At 44.0% G+C, this 18,265-nt stretch carries 18 protein-coding genes; 2 read left to right on the top strand and 16 right to left on the bottom strand.

From position 1 onward, the window contains the following. Window positions 1–22: 22 nt before the first annotated feature. From BMZ58_RS07305 to ilvE, 14 genes are all read right to left on the bottom strand, one after another. Window positions 23–877, bottom strand: coding sequence for a MerR family transcriptional regulator (locus BMZ58_RS07305; RefSeq protein WP_075035890.1), 855 nt, complete (start codon window positions 875–877; stop codon window positions 23–25). Window positions 878–945: 68 nt separating this feature from the next. Then, entirely contained in the window at window positions 946–1,875 is a 930-nt protein-coding gene (locus BMZ58_RS07300; protein WP_075035889.1) for a siderophore ABC transporter substrate-binding protein, read from the bottom strand. Window positions 1,876–1,889: 14 nt separating this feature from the next. Further along, window positions 1,890–2,645, bottom strand: coding sequence for an iron ABC transporter ATP-binding protein (locus tag BMZ58_RS07295; RefSeq protein WP_075035888.1), 756 nt, complete (start codon window positions 2,643–2,645; stop codon window positions 1,890–1,892). After that, window positions 2,642–3,589 carry an iron chelate uptake ABC transporter family permease subunit gene (locus BMZ58_RS07290; RefSeq protein ID WP_075035887.1) on the bottom strand — a complete coding sequence of 316 codons (948 nt, stop codon included), beginning with the start codon at window positions 3,587–3,589 and terminating at the stop codon, window positions 2,642–2,644. Before BMZ58_RS07290 ends, BMZ58_RS07295 begins: the two co-directional genes overlap by 4 nt. After that, window positions 3,573–4,532: an ABC transporter permease gene (locus tag BMZ58_RS07285; protein WP_075035886.1), complete on the bottom strand. Its 960-nt coding sequence runs from the start codon at window positions 4,530–4,532 to the stop codon at window positions 3,573–3,575. The genes BMZ58_RS07290 and BMZ58_RS07285 overlap by 17 nt, the downstream gene beginning before the upstream one ends. Before the next feature lie 344 nt (window positions 4,533–4,876). Next, window positions 4,877–5,836 (bottom strand): threonine ammonia-lyase, encoded by a 960-nt coding sequence (gene ilvA / locus BMZ58_RS07280; RefSeq protein WP_075035885.1) that lies wholly within the window; start codon window positions 5,834–5,836, stop codon window positions 4,877–4,879. A 14-nt stretch (window positions 5,837–5,850) separates the two neighbouring features. Beyond that, window positions 5,851–6,459 (bottom strand): 3-isopropylmalate dehydratase small subunit, encoded by a 609-nt coding sequence (leuD, locus tag BMZ58_RS07275; protein ID WP_075035884.1) that lies wholly within the window; start codon window positions 6,457–6,459, stop codon window positions 5,851–5,853. A 4-nt stretch (window positions 6,460–6,463) separates the two neighbouring features. Beyond that, the gene (leuC, locus tag BMZ58_RS07270; RefSeq protein WP_075035883.1) at window positions 6,464–7,876 is read right to left on the bottom strand and encodes a 3-isopropylmalate dehydratase large subunit; all 1,413 of its coding nucleotides are present in this window, start codon (window positions 7,874–7,876) and stop codon (window positions 6,464–6,466) included. 100 nt (window positions 7,877–7,976) lie between these two features. Then, window positions 7,977–9,083 carry a 3-isopropylmalate dehydrogenase gene (gene leuB / locus BMZ58_RS07265; RefSeq protein WP_075035882.1) on the bottom strand — a complete coding sequence of 369 codons (1,107 nt, stop codon included), beginning with the start codon at window positions 9,081–9,083 and terminating at the stop codon, window positions 7,977–7,979. A 16-nt stretch (window positions 9,084–9,099) separates the two neighbouring features. Next, complete coding sequence (locus BMZ58_RS07260) at window positions 9,100–10,644, bottom strand: 2-isopropylmalate synthase (protein WP_075035881.1); 1,545 nt, start codon at window positions 10,642–10,644, stop codon at window positions 9,100–9,102. Next, window positions 10,631–11,662: a ketol-acid reductoisomerase gene (ilvC, locus tag BMZ58_RS07255; protein ID WP_075035880.1), complete on the bottom strand. Its 1,032-nt coding sequence runs from the start codon at window positions 11,660–11,662 to the stop codon at window positions 10,631–10,633. The genes BMZ58_RS07260 and ilvC overlap by 14 nt, the downstream gene beginning before the upstream one ends. A gap of 24 nt (window positions 11,663–11,686) precedes the next feature. Beyond that, window positions 11,687–12,208 (bottom strand): acetolactate synthase small subunit, encoded by a 522-nt coding sequence (gene ilvN / locus BMZ58_RS07250; RefSeq protein ID WP_075035879.1) that lies wholly within the window; start codon window positions 12,206–12,208, stop codon window positions 11,687–11,689. Further along, complete coding sequence (gene ilvB / locus BMZ58_RS07245) at window positions 12,205–13,920, bottom strand: biosynthetic-type acetolactate synthase large subunit (protein ID WP_075035878.1); 1,716 nt, start codon at window positions 13,918–13,920, stop codon at window positions 12,205–12,207. Before ilvB ends, ilvN begins: the two co-directional genes overlap by 4 nt. A 523-nt stretch (window positions 13,921–14,443) precedes the next feature. Next, a complete protein-coding gene (gene ilvE / locus BMZ58_RS07240; RefSeq protein WP_075035877.1) occupies window positions 14,444–15,346 on the bottom strand; it encodes a branched-chain-amino-acid transaminase in 903 nt (300 codons plus the stop codon). A gap of 495 nt (window positions 15,347–15,841) precedes the next feature. On the opposite strand from ilvE, the gene BMZ58_RS07235 reads away from it, so the two are divergent. Further along, window positions 15,842–15,970, top strand: a complete 129-nt coding sequence (locus BMZ58_RS07235) for a YjcZ family sporulation protein (protein WP_075035876.1) — start codon at window positions 15,842–15,844, stop codon at window positions 15,968–15,970. Window positions 15,971–16,483: 513 nt separating this feature from the next. Here the strand turns inward: BMZ58_RS07235 and BMZ58_RS07230 are convergent. Both BMZ58_RS07230 and BMZ58_RS07225 read right to left on the bottom strand, forming a co-directional pair. Further along, window positions 16,484–16,669, bottom strand: a complete 186-nt coding sequence (locus BMZ58_RS07230) for a hypothetical protein (protein WP_075035875.1) — start codon at window positions 16,667–16,669, stop codon at window positions 16,484–16,486. A gap of 155 nt (window positions 16,670–16,824) precedes the next feature. Continuing rightward, entirely contained in the window at window positions 16,825–17,064 is a 240-nt protein-coding gene (locus BMZ58_RS07225; protein WP_075035874.1) for an indolepyruvate ferredoxin oxidoreductase subunit alpha, read from the bottom strand. Between the two features lie 299 nt (window positions 17,065–17,363). Here BMZ58_RS07225 and BMZ58_RS20655 point away from each other — a divergent pair, with 299 nt between their 5' ends. After that, window positions 17,364–18,206: a thermonuclease family protein gene (locus BMZ58_RS20655; RefSeq protein ID WP_244151506.1), complete on the top strand. Its 843-nt coding sequence runs from the start codon at window positions 17,364–17,366 to the stop codon at window positions 18,204–18,206. The last annotated feature ends 59 nt before the right edge of the window (window positions 18,207–18,265 follow it).

Genomic DNA, 18,265 nt, shown 5'->3' with positions numbered 1-18,265 from the left:
CACCTTCCTCCAGCCGTTTTGCTTATGCGTTTCGTGTCTCCCAGGGCGCATGCGCTTTTCTTTTTACGACTGGGATTTGTATTTCATATAAATATTCGTCTTTGTTTTTCGTTACATAATCATCAATGATGACACGCTCGATGGCTTCCCCTGTTGCGCGTAGGCCCTGGTCATTTATGTAATCCATTAGTTTGTCATAATAATCACCCGGGGACTCTAGCCGTGATTCATTACAATAGATGCATGCATACGTCATAGCCGGTAAAACGGTGGATAAAGGACTATCTGTTTTTTCTTCAGCCATTATAAAAATAGACTCGTAAGCTTGGAATTTTTTTGATTGTAAAGCCTCCAAAGGCAGCCTTACTCCTACACCGCCTATGAACACAGTTGCTTTCCGCTTCGTGAGATTTTCTAGTTTTCTCAACGCTAACTCAAGCTCCGCATGTGTATGTATCGGCTCTTTCAATTCAAGTATATGCCGTTCTTCCAGTTTCTGCAGATGCGGTATTCCGACGTTAGTGAGGTTCATTGCCCACGCCAGATCATCCATACGGTTCCTCGCCCGCTGTTTCACTTTTTCCAACTCCCGTATTTGCTGTGCAACTGCTTCTTCTTGTTTCTGTAATAGCGTATAAAAGAAATCAGTGTCTCTTCTTTCAAAAACATTCTTGATATCTTTCAATGCAATTCCCATTTCCCGTAAATAATGAATTGTATTCAAATGTTCGAATTGTTCTGTAGAATAATAGCGATAGCCTGTACGTTCATCTACTTCATAAGGTTTGAACAAATCGATGTCATCGTAATACCTCAGCGTTTTCACAGGGATGTTATGTAATTTTGAAATCTCCCCGATCGTAAAGCGTTTATGCATAGTCATTCTCCCCCTTCTACATATGGAAAAGAAGCAAAGGATCAATATCCTCTGCTCCTGAATTTCCCTTATTCCATGCTTGTTTCGATTTCATCGATCATAGCCTGGACGGATTGTAAGCCTCCGCCGGACAGGTACCAGTAATTCGGATCAAGATACACGATCTGATTTTTTTCATACGCTGCGGTTTGTTTGACCACCTCATTCTCCATCATCTGTTTCGCTGCTGGTTCATCTGCTACAACCGCATCTCTGTCAATCACAAACAAATAATCAGGGTTTTGTTCAAGAATGTATTCGAAAGATACTTTTTGCCCATGTGTGGCCACTTCAATGTTTTTGTCAACTGCCTGAACACCAAACGTATCATGGATAATACCAAAACGTGACCCTTCCCCATAGGCGCTCAGTTTCCCACCTGTAGCCAGAACAATCAGACCTTCTGCATCAGATGTGTCCGCCTTAAGATTCTCCACATTTTCTTCGATTGCTGCAAGTTTTTCTTCTGCTTCCTGTTGTTTGTCAAAAATGTTGGCAAGCATCTCTACATTACCTTTAAAAGAATCCATGTAGTTTTCCGCATCCAGTTCCACATAAATAGTCGGTGCAATTTCAGCGAACTCTTCATATAGATCCGATTGACGGCCGGAGATGATGATCAAATCCGGCTCGACTTCATAAATTTCTTCAAAGTCTGGTTCTTTCAAACCGCCAACATGAGCATAATCATCCCCTTCATAGTCGGAAAGATAAGAAGGGAGAGAATCTTTCGGTACCCCAGCTACTTCCACTCCTAGCTCTTGTAGTGTATCGAGTGTTCCAAAGTCGAATACAACCACTTTTTCCGGATTTTTATCTACGGTTGTCTCTCCGAGCTTATGATCGACGGTCACTTGTTCTTCCTCTTGACCATTAGTTTCTTCTGCCTCTCCTTCCGTCCCACATGCTGCCAGCAACAAACTCAATATTAATACCATGAACCAAGCTGTTTTTTTCACTTTATCCACCCTCTTCATGCGAAATATACGCAAATTTTATTTTTATCAATCTGTTGAACAGGAATGTCCATATCATAAACATCGCTTAAACAATCACGGCAGATCATCTCGTCAACAGGCCCCTGTTTACGAACCCGGCCATCTTTCAAGGCAACGATATAATCGGAATAGCAGGAAGCGAAATTGATATCATGAATAACGACGATAACCGTTTTACCCAGTTCATCAACCAGACGCCTCAATACTTTCATTATTTGAACGGAATGCTTCATATCAAGGTTGTTAAGAGGTTCATCAAGCAGAATATAGTCCGTATCCTGAGCAATGACCATTGCTATGAACGCCCGTTGTTTTTGCCCTCCACTCAACTGATCTAAAAACCGGTCCTCGATGTCTTCCAATTCCATATAGGCAATCGCCTCATCCACTTTATTCCAGTCACTTTCCTTCAGACGACCTTTCGAATAAGGGAAGCGGCCAAACGAAACAAGTTCTCTTACTGTGAGCCTCACGGTTAGATGGTTGGACTGTCTAAGAATGGCGAGCTTTTTAGATAACTTCGGCGAATCCCAGTCCTTCACTTCCTGCCCGTCTAAGCGAATCTTTCCTCCGTCATTAGCTAAAAGGCGGCTCATCATGGAAAGCACTGTACTTTTCCCCGCCCCGTTCGGTCCAATCATGGAAGTGATTTTACCTTTCGGAATATCAATGGTCACGTCATCGACCACGTTTTTATCGGCATAACGTTTGCTGACAGAAAATAGTTTCATGACAATCGATTCTCCTTTAATAGTAGATGTATGAAATACACCCCTCCAACAAAATTAATGATGACACTGATTGTCGTTGAAAAGGTAAATACTCGTTCGACCACCCATTGACCACCGACAAGCGCAATGATAGCGATGAATGAGGAGCCTATCATCAAAATGGAATGCTTATACGTCGGCAGAAAATGATAGGCAATATTGACAACTAATAGTCCTAAAAACGTGATCGGCCCGACTAATGCCGTTCCTACGGCAATGAAGATCGTCACTACAATCAACAGTTTTTTCACCACAGAATCGTAAGGGACACCTAAATTCACTGCATGGGATTTACCTAAGGAAAGAACATCTAAATACTTCATATACCTCATCATGTAAAGAAAAGTAATAACCAATACTCCGATGCTTATGTAGAGAAGCTCTGTGTGGACATTGTTGAAACTGGCAAACATCTTGTCCTGGATAAACTGAAACTCATTCGGGTCGATCAAAACTTGCATGAACGTCGTGAGACTTCCAAAAAAAGTCCCCAAAATAATCCCGACAAGCAAAAGCAGATAGATTGGTTGCCCTTCCTTTTTGAAGAGAAAGCGATAGAGAATCAGTGCAAAACCGACCATGAACAAAAGAGACAAGCCGAAATTGAGATATTTGTTCATGAGTGTGATGTGTGTGGAACCGAATATGAAAATGATTCCAGTTTGCAGCAACATATAAAGAGAATCAAAGCCGATCATGCTCGGAGTCAAAATTCTATTATTCGTAATCGTCTGAAACACAAGAGTCGCTAAAGCAATCGCTGTTCCTGTCACAATAATCGCAAGTACCTTCATCGTCCTTCTCGGTAGGACATACTCAGGATTCCTAAGGTCTGTGAATAGAAATAAGCCTGTAAGAATAATAGCAAGGAAGAATAAGATATAAAGTTTAGTACGATGCTGCATAAGCTTTTCTCCTCAACAACAAGTAAATAAATAAGGCGCTCCCGATAACTCCGACCGTCAATCCGATAGGGACTTCATAGGGGTATATAATGACTCGGCCGAGAATATCACAGAATAGAACAAACAATGCACCAAGCAGTGCCGTATGTCCCAAACTGTTCTTTAAGTTGTCGCCTCGATAAATGGATACAATATTCGGAACAATCAACCCAAGAAATGGAATAGCCCCGACAGTCAGCACAACCACAGAAGTCATTAAAGCAACAATGAACAAGCCTATGTAGACAACCTGTTTATGGTTGAGACCGAGGTTTTTCGAAAAATCCTCTCCCATACCCGCTATAGTGAAACGATGGGCGAAGATATAAGCCATGAACACAAGCGGAACACTTATGTATAAAAGCTCGTAATCGCCTTTCAATATCATCGAAAAATCACCTTGCAGCCACGAAGACATACTCTGGATCAAGTCAAATTGATAGGCGAAAAAAGTCGTAATGGAACTGATCACATTTCCAAGCATGATTCCGAGAAGCGGTATGAAGATCGCATCTTTCAGTTTGATTTTGTCCAGAATCTGCATGAAAATCATTGTTCCAGCTAAAGCGAATAGAAAGGATATCATCGTCTGGACCAACGGCGTTGCGGACGAAAAAAAGATCAAGGAAAAAACTATCCCGAGCCTTGCCGAATCAATCGTCCCAGCTGTTGTCGGGGATACAAACTTGTTACGGCTTAACTGCTGCATGATCAATCCACCTATCGCCATACTTACCCCGGCAATCAATATGCTCATCAGACGAGGGAAACGACTGATCCAAAATACGTGCCACTGGTGCTCGTTCCAGTGATGAATCTCTGTAATAGGGAGTTTCGACACCCCGATAAAGAGTGACAGCACTGAAAATACTATTAACAATAAAAATAAATACCTTCTCTTCATAACCAGCTCTTCCTAACTACCATCAATTGATATTGATTCTCATTATCTATTACAAATCATACTATAAACGCTCCAGTAAGTGGAAGGTCAATACATCTTTTTATAAAATTTCTGTATTTTGGCTGTTTTTCCTTTTATGGGCCTGATGATCATCCCTGGTGGACATTTCCTCCCTCTTTACACAGAATCCACTTAATTTATCGCTAGTTCACAACCATTAAAGGAGTAAATGATCAAAGGCGGGGTACTATCCTGTGAGATAAAAAGTGATGGGCCATTTAGTAACAAATTGGACAATAAAAAAAGCCAGGAAAAGAGCTCTCACTCTCTTCCTGGCTGTCACCTTACGCGATGACCATCTTTTTCGGGTTGGCTAGCTTTTGAACCAGTGGTAACCGGGAAAGATCCATGTTCCCACCACTCAGGACAACGCCGCATTGCTCATTTTCAAACGTATCACATGTGCTTAAAAGGCCAGCGAGCGCAGTAGCTCCAGCTCCTTCCACCAATGTTTTTTCCCGTTCAAGCAACATAAGCATCGCCTCAGCGATTTCATGCTCTTCCACAGTAATCACCTGATCCACATATTTCTGGATACACGTATAGGTCAGTTTCCCTCTTTCCTTCACAGCAATCCCGTCAGCAATCGTTGAGACGGATGTCAGTTTTTCAGGACCTTTTTTATAGAGTGCATTATACATCGACGGCGCTTTTGCCGACTGAACACCGATGACTTTAATGTCTGGTTTCAGTTGTTTGGCAGCGAAAGCAACACCAGAGATCAGGCCGCCTCCACCGATCGGCACGAATAGACGTTCTAAATCCGGTTGTTGTTGCAGCATTTCAACAGCAACGGTCGCCTGACCTGCCATCACGTCATAATCGTCGAACGGATGAAGGAAAGTAGCTCCCGCTTGTTGCTGTTCCAGAACCGCTGCCTGATAAGCTTCCTGGAACGATTCACCAGTAAGGACAACTTTCGCCCCATACCCCTCGGTTGCTTCTACTTTTGCTCGAGGTGTTCCTTCAGGCATGAAGATTTGCGCCTGAATGCCCCGTTTCGATGCTGCGAGAGCCACTCCCTGGGCGTGATTTCCGGCAGAAGCGGCAATGACGCCGCGCGATGCTTCTTCCTCTGTTAAACAAGCGACTTTGTAAGAAGCCCCACGCACTTTGAAAGCTCCTGTTTTCTGCTGATTCTCCATCTTCAAGTAAACGTGCTGTCCAGTCTTTTCATTGAAGGTTTTCGATGTTTGCAGTGGTGTACGGTGCACCACCTCTTGCAACTGTTCCTGTGCATCCATTACTTTTGCTAGCGTTAAGAAATCCCCAACGTCTTCACTCCTTTGTTTTGTTTTTCGTACTGGTCGATTTTGTCTTCATACGTCAATGTGACAGCAATTTCATCCCAGCCGTTCAACAACATCTCTTTGTGATACGACTGGATATCGAAGAACACTTCAATATCGCTGCCATCAAAAATGACTTGTCGCTCCAAATCGACCTCCACTTCATACTTCTCCTTGCTCGCCTTTTCCATCAGCTGATCAACAACCGTCTTCGGCAACTGAATGGGTAAAATACCATTTTTGAAGCAGTTGTTGTAAAAAATGTCGGCGAAACTCGGTGCGATGACAACTCTGAAACCATAGTCCTGGATCGCCCAAGGTGCGTGTTCCCGTGAGGAACCACACCCGAAGTTTTCTCCGCCGACAAGAATGGAAGCCCCATCATACTTTGAGTCGTTCAATGAAAAATCTTCCCGTGGAGTTCCATCATCGTAGAAACGCCAGTTGTAAAAAAGGAACTGGCCGAATCCTTGACGTTCTATCCGTTTCAAAAATTGTTTAGGAATGATCTGGTCGGTATCGACATTTTCTCGATCCAATGGGTAGACCAGACCTTTATGTTGTTTGATCGGTTCCATCGGCTCAACCTCCTACGGTAATGGCGTATTTTCTGACATCGACAAAGTGACCTTCCAAAGCAGCTGCTGCCGCCATCTCTGGACTGACGAGATGGGTACGGGCTCCATTCCCCTGGCGCCCCTCGAAATTCCGGTTGGACGTGGAAGCACAACGTTCGCCTGGTGGGACGATGTCGTCGTTCATTGCGAGACACATGCTGCATCCGGCCTCACGCCATTCAAAGCCTGCCGTTATAAAAATGGTGTCCAGTCCTTCCGCTTCCGCTGCATCTTTTACAGATTTGGAACCTGGAACGACGAGCGCTCTCACACCTTCATGGACACGGCCACCGCGTACGATTTCTGCCGCTTTACGAAGATCGCTCAATCTTGAATTCGTACAAGAACCTATAAACACATGCTCCACAGGAATCGACTCAATACTCTGGTTCGGTTCCAAGCCCATGTATTCAATTGCTCTTTCGATACCATCTCGATCATTGTCAGCTTCTTTCGGATCCGGCACACGGCCACCGACAGGTACACATTGAGCTGGATTCGTTCCCCAGGTAACTTGTGGTTCGATTTCATCTGCGTGGATACTCAGTGTTTGATCGTATTCAGCTCCTTCATCAGAAGCAAGGGCCAACCACTCTTCAGCGACTTCATCAAATGCTTCACCTTCGGGAACATAGCGTTTACCTTTCAAATAATCAACCGTCGTGGCATCAGGGCTGATCAACCCGGCTCTGGCACCCGCTTCGATCGACATATTACAAACCGTCATCCGCTCTTCCATGGAGAGGTTGCGAACCGCTTCACCTGTATACTCGATGACATACCCGGTACCGAAGCGGACGCCATACTTACCGATAATCGCTAGAATTAAATCTTTGGCTGTGACCCCTGTTCCCAGTAGACCATCTACTTTTATTTGCAATGTCTTTGGACGGGACTGCCACAAAGATTGTGTCGCAAGCACATGCTCCACTTCACTTGTACCAATTCCAAAAGCCAAGGCTCCGAATGCACCGTGTGTGGAAGTATGACTGTCCCCACAGACAATGGTTTTTCCTGGTTGGGTCAACCCAAGCTCCGGACCGATGACATGGACAATTCCCTGATCCGGGTGGTTGATATCCGCCAGACGAACACCGAACTCTTCACAATTAGCCTCTAATGTCTCCATTTGCTTTTTTGAGACCGCATCTTTGATGACATTTCTGTGGATTGTCGGTACGTTATGGTCCATCGTAGCAAAAGTCCGATCTGGACGCCTTACTTTCCTACCACTCATCCGCAACCCTTCGAACGCCTGGGGAGAGGTCACCTCATGAATCAGATGCAAGTCGATATAGAGGAGATTCGGCTTCCCTTCTTCTTCATGGACGACATGCTGATCCCAAATTTTTTCGACAATCGTTTTTGGTTGACTCATTCCGTTCCGCTCCCTTCTGATATTAGTAAAAGAAGAAGGAAAGGCACTCCCCTTACCCTTGAGAGAGCCAATGCCTTTCTTTCTTACCTGCTTTCCTTACTCACACGTAACAACGCATGATATTTTCTGTTGTATCACTTGTACTGATTTGATCGACGACTCTTCTTGCAAGCTCACTTCCACTTACGACAGTACCTCCGACGAGATCGATGTCTGCGGTATGATATCCTTCATCCAGAACTTCCTGTACGGCCGCTTCCAATTGTTCTGCTTCCTCTTCCATGCCGAACGAGTGCTTCAGCATCATCGCGACCGATAGAATGCTAGCTAACGGGTTAGCTTTATCCTGGCCAGCTATATCAGGAGCTGATCCATGGACCGGTTCATACAAACCGACGCCTCTTTCGTTCAAACTCGCTGATGGAAGCATCCCGAGAGATCCAGTCAACACGGAGGCTTCATCACTTAAAATATCGCCGAACATGTTTTCTGTGACGATTACATCAAAGTAAGCTGGGTTTGTGACGAGCTTCATCGCTGCTGCATCAACAAGCATATGCTCCACAGTAACGTCTGGATACTGGTGTTTCTTTTCTTCCACAACCTCACGCCACAGACGGCTCGATTCCAGTACGTTGGCTTTATCGACGGAAGTGACATGCTTCCTTCTGACTTGGGCACTTTGGAAAGCCTGATCAACGATTCTCTCTATCTCACTTCTCTCATAAGCCAGTGTATCTACGACTGTTTTTCCGTTATTACGGCGTTCACGAGGTTCACCGAAGTATAATCCTCCCGTTAACTCCCGGACGATCAATAGATCGCTTGCGGCAACGACTTCCTGTTTTAAAGGTGATGCATGGAGCAACTGCTGGAACGCTTTGACCGGACGGAGGTTCGCAAACAAACCAAGCTGTTTACGGATGCCGAGCAGCCCTTTTTCCGGTCGCATATGACCTGGAAGCTGATCCCATTTCGGCCCTCCGACTGCTCCAAGAAAAATGGCATCCGCTTTTTTGGCTGCTTTTACGGTATCTTCCGGGAGCGGTGTTTCATGGTGATCGATGGCCGCTCCCCCGATGTCATGACTTTCAAATGTGAATGAATGATGATATCTGTCCGCAATTGCCTGCAAAACGTTTTTCGCAGCTTTCGTCACTTCTGGACCGATTCCATCCCCTGGCAAAAGAACGATATGTTTCTCCATGTACATCCCCCTTAAGTTATACTTGCACTTTTTGAAAAGCTTCCTGTTTACTCTTGTAAAGCGTACGATTGACGGCATTTAAGAACGCGTGGGCAGATGCTTCCAGAACATCTTGAGCAGAACCACGACCAGAGGCTTTCACTCCATCGACTGTGAGCTGGACGTGCACTTCAGCCAGCGCATCGCGGCCTTTACCAATCGAACTCAATTGATAGTCCTGGAGGTGAACATCTGCTTCGATCAAATCATCTAATGTATTATAAATCGCCTCGACGCTTCCTTCGCCAGTATTCGCTTTTTCCACTTCTTCCCCGTCCGGACGAGTAAGCAGTATCGTTGCAGTTGGACGGTTAATGCTTCCATATTGAACTTGAAATGCTTTCAACTCGTATTTAGCCTGATCTTCATTTTCTGTCTGTGTATCAGTCAAAATCGCAAACAAGTCATCATCTGTGACTTCCTTTTTCTTACCTGTCAACGTCTTGAAAGATTCAAATGCTTCTTTCAATTTATTTTCATTAAGAGCAAAGCCAAGCTCTTCGGATTTCTGTTTGAACGCATGTCGCCCTGAATGTTTTCCCAACACCATACGGTTGGAGTCGATGCCTACCATCGCTGGAGTGATAATTTCGTAGGTAGTAGATTCCTTCAACATGCCATCCTGGTGAATACCAGATTCATGGGCAAAAGCATTTCTCCCAACAACGGCTTTGTTACCTGGAACTTGCATCCCTGTCAAGCGGCTTACAAGATCACTTGTACGTTTGATTTCCTTCAATACCAGACCTGTTTCATAGTCAAAACGATCTTGGCGGATTTTCAAAGCTACCGCAATTTCTTCAAGGGCTGCGTTTCCAGCACGTTCCCCGATTCCATTGATTGTACCTTCAATTTGACGCGCTCCATTTTCAATAGCAGCAAGCGAGTTGGAGACTGCCATTCCCAAGTCATCATGGTTATGAGTCGACAGAATCGCCTTGTCGATGTTCGGTACATTTTCCCGTACATAACGGAATAGACGTCCGATTTCATCTGGGGTTGTAAACCCGACCGTATCTGGAAGGTTGATCACACTTGCTCCCGCATCGATCACTTTTTCAATGATATGAACAAGAAAATCTTTATCGGAACGCAATGCGTCTTCTGCAGAAAATTGAACATGTGGAAATTTTTCTTTCGCATAAGCGACCATTTCAACCGCTTTTTCGACAACCTCATCTGGCGTCTTCTTCAACTTATGCGTCATGTGGATCGGAGAAGTTGCGATGAATACATGCAACCTCGGCTCCGCTCCACCTTTTAAAGCTTCCCATGCAATATCAATGTCACGCTTGTTCGCTCTCGCTAACCCTGTCACCGAACAACCACGGACGGTATCTGCGATCTCTTTCACCGCTTCGAAATCGGCTTGAGAGGAAGCGGGAAAGCCCGCCTCCATGATATCTACACCTAAACGTTCCAGCTGTTTGGCAATTTCAACTTTTTCTAAGCGATCCAAATTGACGCCAGCGGACTGTTCTCCGTCTCTAAGGGTTGTGTCGAAAACATTAACGTGAGCCATGGGAAACCACATCCTTTTCTTTGGATTGGGACTTCTTAACAAACGGCATTAGTTCGCGGAGCTCTCTACCCACCTTCTCGATTTGATGATTGTTTTCGCGAGCATTGATGGCGTTGAACTCAGGACGATTCACCTGATTTTCAAGGACCCAGCCTTTAGCGAACTTCCCTGTTTGGATATCTGTAAGAACATCCTTCATGCGAGCTTTGGTACTTTCATCAATAACGCGTGGTCCGGAAACAAAGTCACCCCACTGTGCTGTATCAGAGATAGAATAACGCATTCCTTCTAGACCACCTTCATACATCAGGTCAACGATCAGCTTCAACTCGTGCATACACTCAAAGTACGCAACTTCTGGCTGATAACCCGCTTCTGTCAGCGTTTCGAACCCAGCTTTGACAAGGCTTGAAAGCCCACCACATAGGACCGCTTGCTCTCCGAATAGATCTGTTTCTGTTTCTTCCTGGAAAGAGGTTTCCAATACTCCTGCACGGCCACCGCCAATTCCTTTGGCATAGGCAAGAGCGATGTCCTTCGCTTCTCCTGTCACATCTTGCTCGACACCGATTAGTGCTGGTACGCCTGCACCTTCTTCAAATGTACGGCGAACAAGATGACCAGGTCCTTTAGGTGCAACAAGGAAGACATCAACGTCAGATGGAGGAACCACCTGGTTAAAGTGAACATTGAATCCGTGAGCAAATGCCAGGGCGGCACCAGCTTTCAAATTCGGTTTGATTGACTCTTCATATACTTTTGGCTGATACTCATCTGGAAGTAGAACCATGACGACATCCGCATCAGCCACTGCTTCAGCGACCGTTTTTACTTCGAGACCATCCTGTTCGGCTTTATCCCAGGACTTTCCTTTACGAAGACCAACAACGACGTTATGACCGCTTTCCTTCAAGTTTTGAGCGTGAGCATGGCCTTGTGAACCGTAACCTACGACTGCGACCTTTTTATTTTTTAGTACCTCATCTTGGATATCATTGTGATAGTATACGTGTGCCATTTTTTCATCCATCCTTTTCAAAAGTTATTTTAGTAGAGAGTAAGATTTGAATTCTGCCACTTGCGGTTGATGACCGCGGGTGAAAGCTGTCAGCCCTGTTCTGGCAAGTTCTTTTATGCCATATGGCCTCAACAGGTCGATGAGCGCATCGACTTTGTCAGATTTTCCAGTGACTTGAACTGTGACACTTTCTTTACTGACATCAATGATCGATGCCCGGAATGGTTCGATTATCCCTTGAATTTCACTACGGATTTGCGGGTTACTAATCACTTTCACCATCGCAAGTTCACGAGCAACAATCGCTTTGTCTGTAATATCTGATACTTTCAAGACATCAATTTGTTTATTCAGCTGCTTTGTAAGCTGCTCGAGCTTTCGATCATCTTCCACATCCACGACGAATGTCATTTTTGATACACCGTCTGTTTCTGTACGACCGACAGAAATACTTTCAATGTTGAATTGCCTTTTGGCGAGTAAACCTGTTACCCTGTTCAGCACCCCGCTTCGATTATGAACGGTTGCTGTCACGATTCGCTTCATCGTTTCACCCCAATCATTTCATGAAGTCCTTTACCAGGTGCAATCATTGGATAGACATTTTCTTTTTGCAGGACTCGGCAATCGATAACGGCTGGTTGATCATCTGCAAGCACTTTAGGCAAAACTTGCAAAAGCTCTTCCTGTGTTTCAATCTTATATCCCGGAACTTGATAGCTTTCTGCAAGTTTCACAAAATCAGGCTGCACATCGATGATGGATTCTGAGTAGCGCTCACTGTAAAATTTCTCTTGCCACTGCCTCACCATTCCTAGTGCCTGGTTGTTGACGATCAATACTTTGACTGGAAGTTTCCGTTCTTGTAATACAGAAAGCTCTTGCAAAGTCATCTGAAATCCACCGTCACCGACGACCGCCACACAAGTGGAGTCCATATCTGCGAGTTGGGCACCGATAGCTGCAGGGAATCCATATCCCATTGTTCCAAGTCCGCCGGATGTCACCCAGCGGTTCGGCCTATCGAAATGATAGTATTGAGCTGCCCACATTTGGTGTTGCCCGACATCTGTTGTCACGACCGCTTCCCCGTCCGTATATTGATATACTTTCTGCATCAACCATTGAGGGACAATCGCTTCTTCAGGTAAATCGTGCCACAAGGGATAATCGACTTTGTTTTGGCTGATTGCTTCCATCCAACCTTTATGCTGCAGCCCCTTCACTGGTTTTGTATTCAAAGCCTCAAGCGCTGCTTTCGCATCCGATACAATCGGAATCTGAGTCGGGATGTTTTTCCCGATCTCTGCTGGGTCGATATCCACATGAGCGACTGTTGCATTCGGAGCAAAATGCTTTAAGTTTCCTGTCAGGCGATCATCAAAACGGGAACCAATGTTAATTAGCAAGTCACATTCATATAGGGCCATATTGGCAGAATACGTTCCATGCATTCCAGCCATCCCCAGGGAAAGATCACAACTTCCTGGATAACTTCCCAAACCAAGAAGCGTAGTTGTAACAGGTAACTGATAGTTTTGCACGAATGTTTTCAACTGTTCCGAAGCTTCTGCATGAATAACCCCTGCTCCTGCTAAGACAACCGGTTTTTTCGCTACTATTAAAGCATCATGCAATTTACTTATTTGAAGTGGGTTCGGCTTTAAGTTCGGTTGATAGCCAGGCAAATGAAATTCATGATTCACTTGTTTTTCATAAACGGTTGAACTGATATCTTTCGGTATATCGACGACTACCGGCCCAGGACGTCCTGTCGTTGCGATATGGAATGCTTCATTGACAATACGAGGCAAGTCCTCGATATCCTGTACTTGATAATTGTGTTTAGTGATTGGCGTCGTAATTCCCATGATGTCTGACTCCTGGAAAGCATCTGTACCGATAACACCTTTAGCAACCTGACCCGTAAAAACAACCAGCGGAATCGAATCCATCATCGCATCGGCAATGCCTGTCACTAGGTTTGTTGCGCCAGGACCAGACGTTCCGATAACAACCCCTGCCTTCCCGGACACACGGGCATATCCTTCTGCTGCATGAATCGCTCCTTGTTCATGCCGTGGAAGAATGTGATCAAAGCTTCCCTCTGCGCGGTAGAGCGCATCATAAATCGGTAAAACAGCTCCTCCTGGATATCCGAATAACGTTTCGACACCCTGACCGATCAATGCTTCCACGAGCAAATCGGCTCCTGTTTTTGTTGCGGTTTGTTGTTCCGCACTTGCCTGTGCTTTCATTTTTTCATCCCTCCTGTGTGGAAATATCTTTTATGAAAAGCGGTACATGACTCGCTGTGACACATTATGTCTAAGAGAGAATGGACGTAAGCCATCAAAAGAAGAGGCGCTTTTGCTAAACATGGACACCCGAGGCTTCCAATTCAAACCTCCAGATTATCGAACAAAAAAGAGACCTTCTTCCTCCTCAGATTCCTACAACGCAACAGTGTCGTAAGAATGTGAGGGGTGAAAAGGTCTCTCTTTACTTCCACGGTACCACCCTCATTCGTGAAGCTCTAAAAAGCTTCACCTTATGGAGTTCCTAATGAACCCCTTTTGATAACAGGTGCGGTGAAACACCTGGTCCCGCCTACTTGCAAACGTTCAGCGTGGACACTCAAGGATGATGTCAGAATAAGATGTATTTCCGGGCTTCCAGCAACCCCGGCTCTCTGGGAATACATTCACTTATTCCTTTATTCCTATCATCGTGTTCGGTAATATTCAGTTATCAATTTCAATAGTCTCTGATTGCTGTACTTCAGCTCACGTTAGCTTGATCTTCGCTATACACTTTGTATCCGTCTGTCGTTGTCACTTTTCTGAACTCTGAAAGCAGATGGTTTGTAACAACACCTGGTTTTCCATCACCCACTACTCGTTGATCGACTTCCACAACGGCAATGACTTCAGCCGCCGTACCTGTTAAAAATACCTCATCAGCGACATATACATCATGGCGTGTGAACGGTTGCTCTTTGATTTTGTATCCCTTCTCCTCAGCTAAATCAATGATTGCATTTCGGGTGATTCCTTCTAAAGCACCTAAATACGTAGGTGGTGTAAGGATCGTGCCGTTTTTCACAATGAAAATATTATCAGCAGACCCCTCTGTTACATATCCTTGATCATTGAGCATTAGAGCTTCATCAACGCCAGCCTGATTGGCTTCCAATTTAACGAGAATGTTATTTAAGTAGTTTAATGATTTCACTTGTGGGGGTAATACATCTGGACGATTCCGTCGGCTTGAAACAGATGCAAGCCGGACCCCACGTTCATATAACTCTTTCGGGAACAAAGCGAGCGCTTCAGCAATGACAACCAAGCGTGGATTTGCGCAACTGGATGGATCAAGACCCAGGTTACCGGAGCCTCTGGATACAACGACACGAATGTACGCTGTTTCCAACTGGTTGCGGCGGACCGTTTCCGCAATAATCTCTTCGAGGTCCTCCTTGCTATATGGAATCTGTAACATGATCGACTTCGCTGAATCGTAGAGTCGATTTAAGTGTTCATCGAGCTTGAAAATGTTGCCTTCATAAACACGAATTCCTTCGAACACCCCATCTCCATATAAGAAACCATGATCATAAACGGAAACGACGGCTTCTTCTTTCTTTACATATTCGCCGCTCATATAAATCCATTGGCTGCTCACTCTCAGCACTCCTTTCTTTTATAGTTTAATGTTTGAAATAGTAAAAGAATGTGTAAAAAATGTGGACCCTATTGGTAAGTGTATTTCTTACATTGTCAGGGTCCCATACAGGTCTTTCCACATGAACCAACCGGTCGATTGTTTGCGATCGATGTGGTTGATTGAGGACTACTTTAAACCCATTTTGAGGGAAGGTCAACAGGTTTTTAGTAAATTTTCTGAACACTCGGATTATTCATTAAATATGTGAAGCGCTTACACGCTTGGGACACTTGCACTTCAACGTTTTACCACCCTTTCTTTTTTTCTTTTTTATCTTAGATGAAGGGTGATTCAGATAAAAATAAGCAGAGAAATATGCTCGTTTATATTCGGTGGCAGATGAATAGCAACTTGAACCGGAAACACAGATTTTTCCGAATAGCCATTCGCCCTGCCACAAAAGCTTGGACTATCATAGTTTGTCATATAGGACTTGAAAAGGTGGTGAAAGATATGGGCTGGTATGGTGGCTGCGGTTACGGCGGCGGTTATGGCGGCGGTAATTACGGAGGTAGCACTTTCGTTTTGATCGTTGTTTTGTTCATCCTATTGATTATTGTAGGAGCTTCTTTCTACAACTAATTTGATCGTTCACGGGAAAATAACTAGTACCTGTCATTAAGGTATTCACACCCGGACAAAGTGTTGAAGATAAGGACGCGATAAAGAGCGATCCAATTAAAAGAACCAGAGGTTTTCCATACCTTCTGGTTCATTGTTTTTTATCTTTGCAATATAAAGAATTTTAACGTGTTATTGTTTTTCTGAAATAGGATTAGTTATAATAATGGCGAGACATATCCTCTACGATATTTATCTGTAGTATGTCTCCCTCTTTCATTACCAGAGCAGCCTTACTACTGCTCTGGTTTTTTTATGTTCGTTATTCCAATATAACATTATCCTTCCGATTTGAACCTTCACAAACAACTTTATCGCAAGGGCCACCATTAAGGATTTTTCATCCCTCTGTCTTGCAAGCTACCGCAATACATCGAGGACACTGATGAAATATTTTCTACATAGGATTCAACAGTGATTGACCTTTTCTTAAAACAAAAAAGAAGCCAGAGCTCAACTCTGACTTTTCCAAATTCATCCTTTTAAAGCTGTCTCTCTTTGATACTCCAAGTTGATATAAATTTGCTGCAATTCCGGTAAAGTCATTTCATTTGTCCTTTTTCCGAAACTATCTTCTGTGTACCCTAAGTCCTTTAATTGATCGATCAGAAAATACCTATTGTGACAAATACCTTCGGGCGGATGAATAGACACCAGCATTTAATCAACTCCTGAACAAAGATTATAATATATTAATTCTTTCTACTCTCTTACCCCATTTCCCTCTTTTTTAAATCAAATTGTCGTTAATTAAAGGTTCCTGCATAATAAAAAAACACCCAGCATTATCATAACTGGGCGATTTTATCTATCCTTTATATGGTCCCGAAGAATTTCTCGGCTTTTTCTAAGTAAGGCTCTTCTTCAGGCATAAGTTCATATTCTTCCACAATGGCGTCTACCGGGCAAACGGAAACACAAGCTCCACAATCGATACACAGATCAGGGTTGATAAGAAACTGATCTTCCCCTTTTTCAATGCAATCAACAGGACAGACATCCACACATTCGCCTGCCTGTTCGCCTTTACAAGGTTGTGTAATGACAAATGCCATATGTATCTCTCCCTATCATTTAATAATACTAGTGTCTCGAAAAAACACCTGTTTTGTCAATATTTCATCCTCTGCGTTCCTAGCTGACACAAAACGGAATATGGGTCGTTTCGTTGAAAGTATGGATGAATTTTTATTAAATACCATAGATACATAACGAAACTTGTTTAATCGCTCGTTTGTCAATAAACTTTCAGGCTAGTAAAATAGGAACACTATAGATTTCACCCTATACTTTCCCGCACGATTTATTTTCTTCCCCCCTTTTAAACATCACCTTAGATTAAGGAGGAATGTGCATGGAATCCCGATTCAGACGTTTCTTTTTTTTATTTACCCTCCTATTTTTCTTTCTTGTAGGTTGTACTACAGAAGATAGAGTAAATGAGGAAATAGAAACAAAAGAACAGACAGAGGAACATCAGGAAACAGATCAGCAAGAACATGAAATGGAAAAAAGCGAAGCTCCTTCAGAAGTAGAGGCTTCTAAAGGTGATAATCCTACAGAGCAAGAAAAAGTAAGAGCAAAAGTCACGAATGTGGTGGATGGGGATACTATTGATATCCAGTTGAAAGGAAAAGAAGAACGTGTACGTCTTCTACTTGTCGATACTCCTGAGACGATTCATCCATCTAAGCCTGTACAACCGTTCGGACCTGAGGCAAGTAACTATGCAAAAGAGGTCCTGCTAGATGAAGAGGTGCGGGTGGAATATGATGGACCGAAACGCGACCATTATGATCGTATCCTTGCCTATATATGGGTCGATGGTAAAAACTTCAACCAACAACTACTAGAAAAAGGACTTGCTCGTTATGCTTATGTTTATGATCCTCCTTACACGCACGCAGAGGCTATGTCGGAGGCAGAATCTCGTGCGAAGCAACAGGATAAAGGGATATGGAGCATAGATGGGTATGTGACGGATGGTGGTTTTTCCACAGAAGAAAAAGAAAAAAGAGATTCTTCTTATAAGGGGGATTTACCTTTTAATCCAGATGGACCTGATCGTGATTGTGGTGATTTCACCACCCAAGAGGGAGCACAGGAATTTTATGAAGCTGCCGGGGGGCCAGGTGTAGATCCTCATAGGCTTGATGGGAATGACGATGATGGCCTTGTATGTGAAAGCCTCCCATAGAAAAAGAGAGACTCGGACAAAACTTCGCTTGACCAAAAAACGCGTAAAATCAGGATTTT

It is taken from the genome of Halobacillus dabanensis, from assembly GCF_900114165.1.
Classification (GTDB): domain Bacteria; phylum Bacillota; class Bacilli; order Bacillales; family Halobacillaceae; genus Halobacillus; species Halobacillus dabanensis.
The sequence above is the reverse complement of the archived record's forward strand: the minus strand, read 5'-3'. Positions and strand labels throughout refer to the sequence as shown.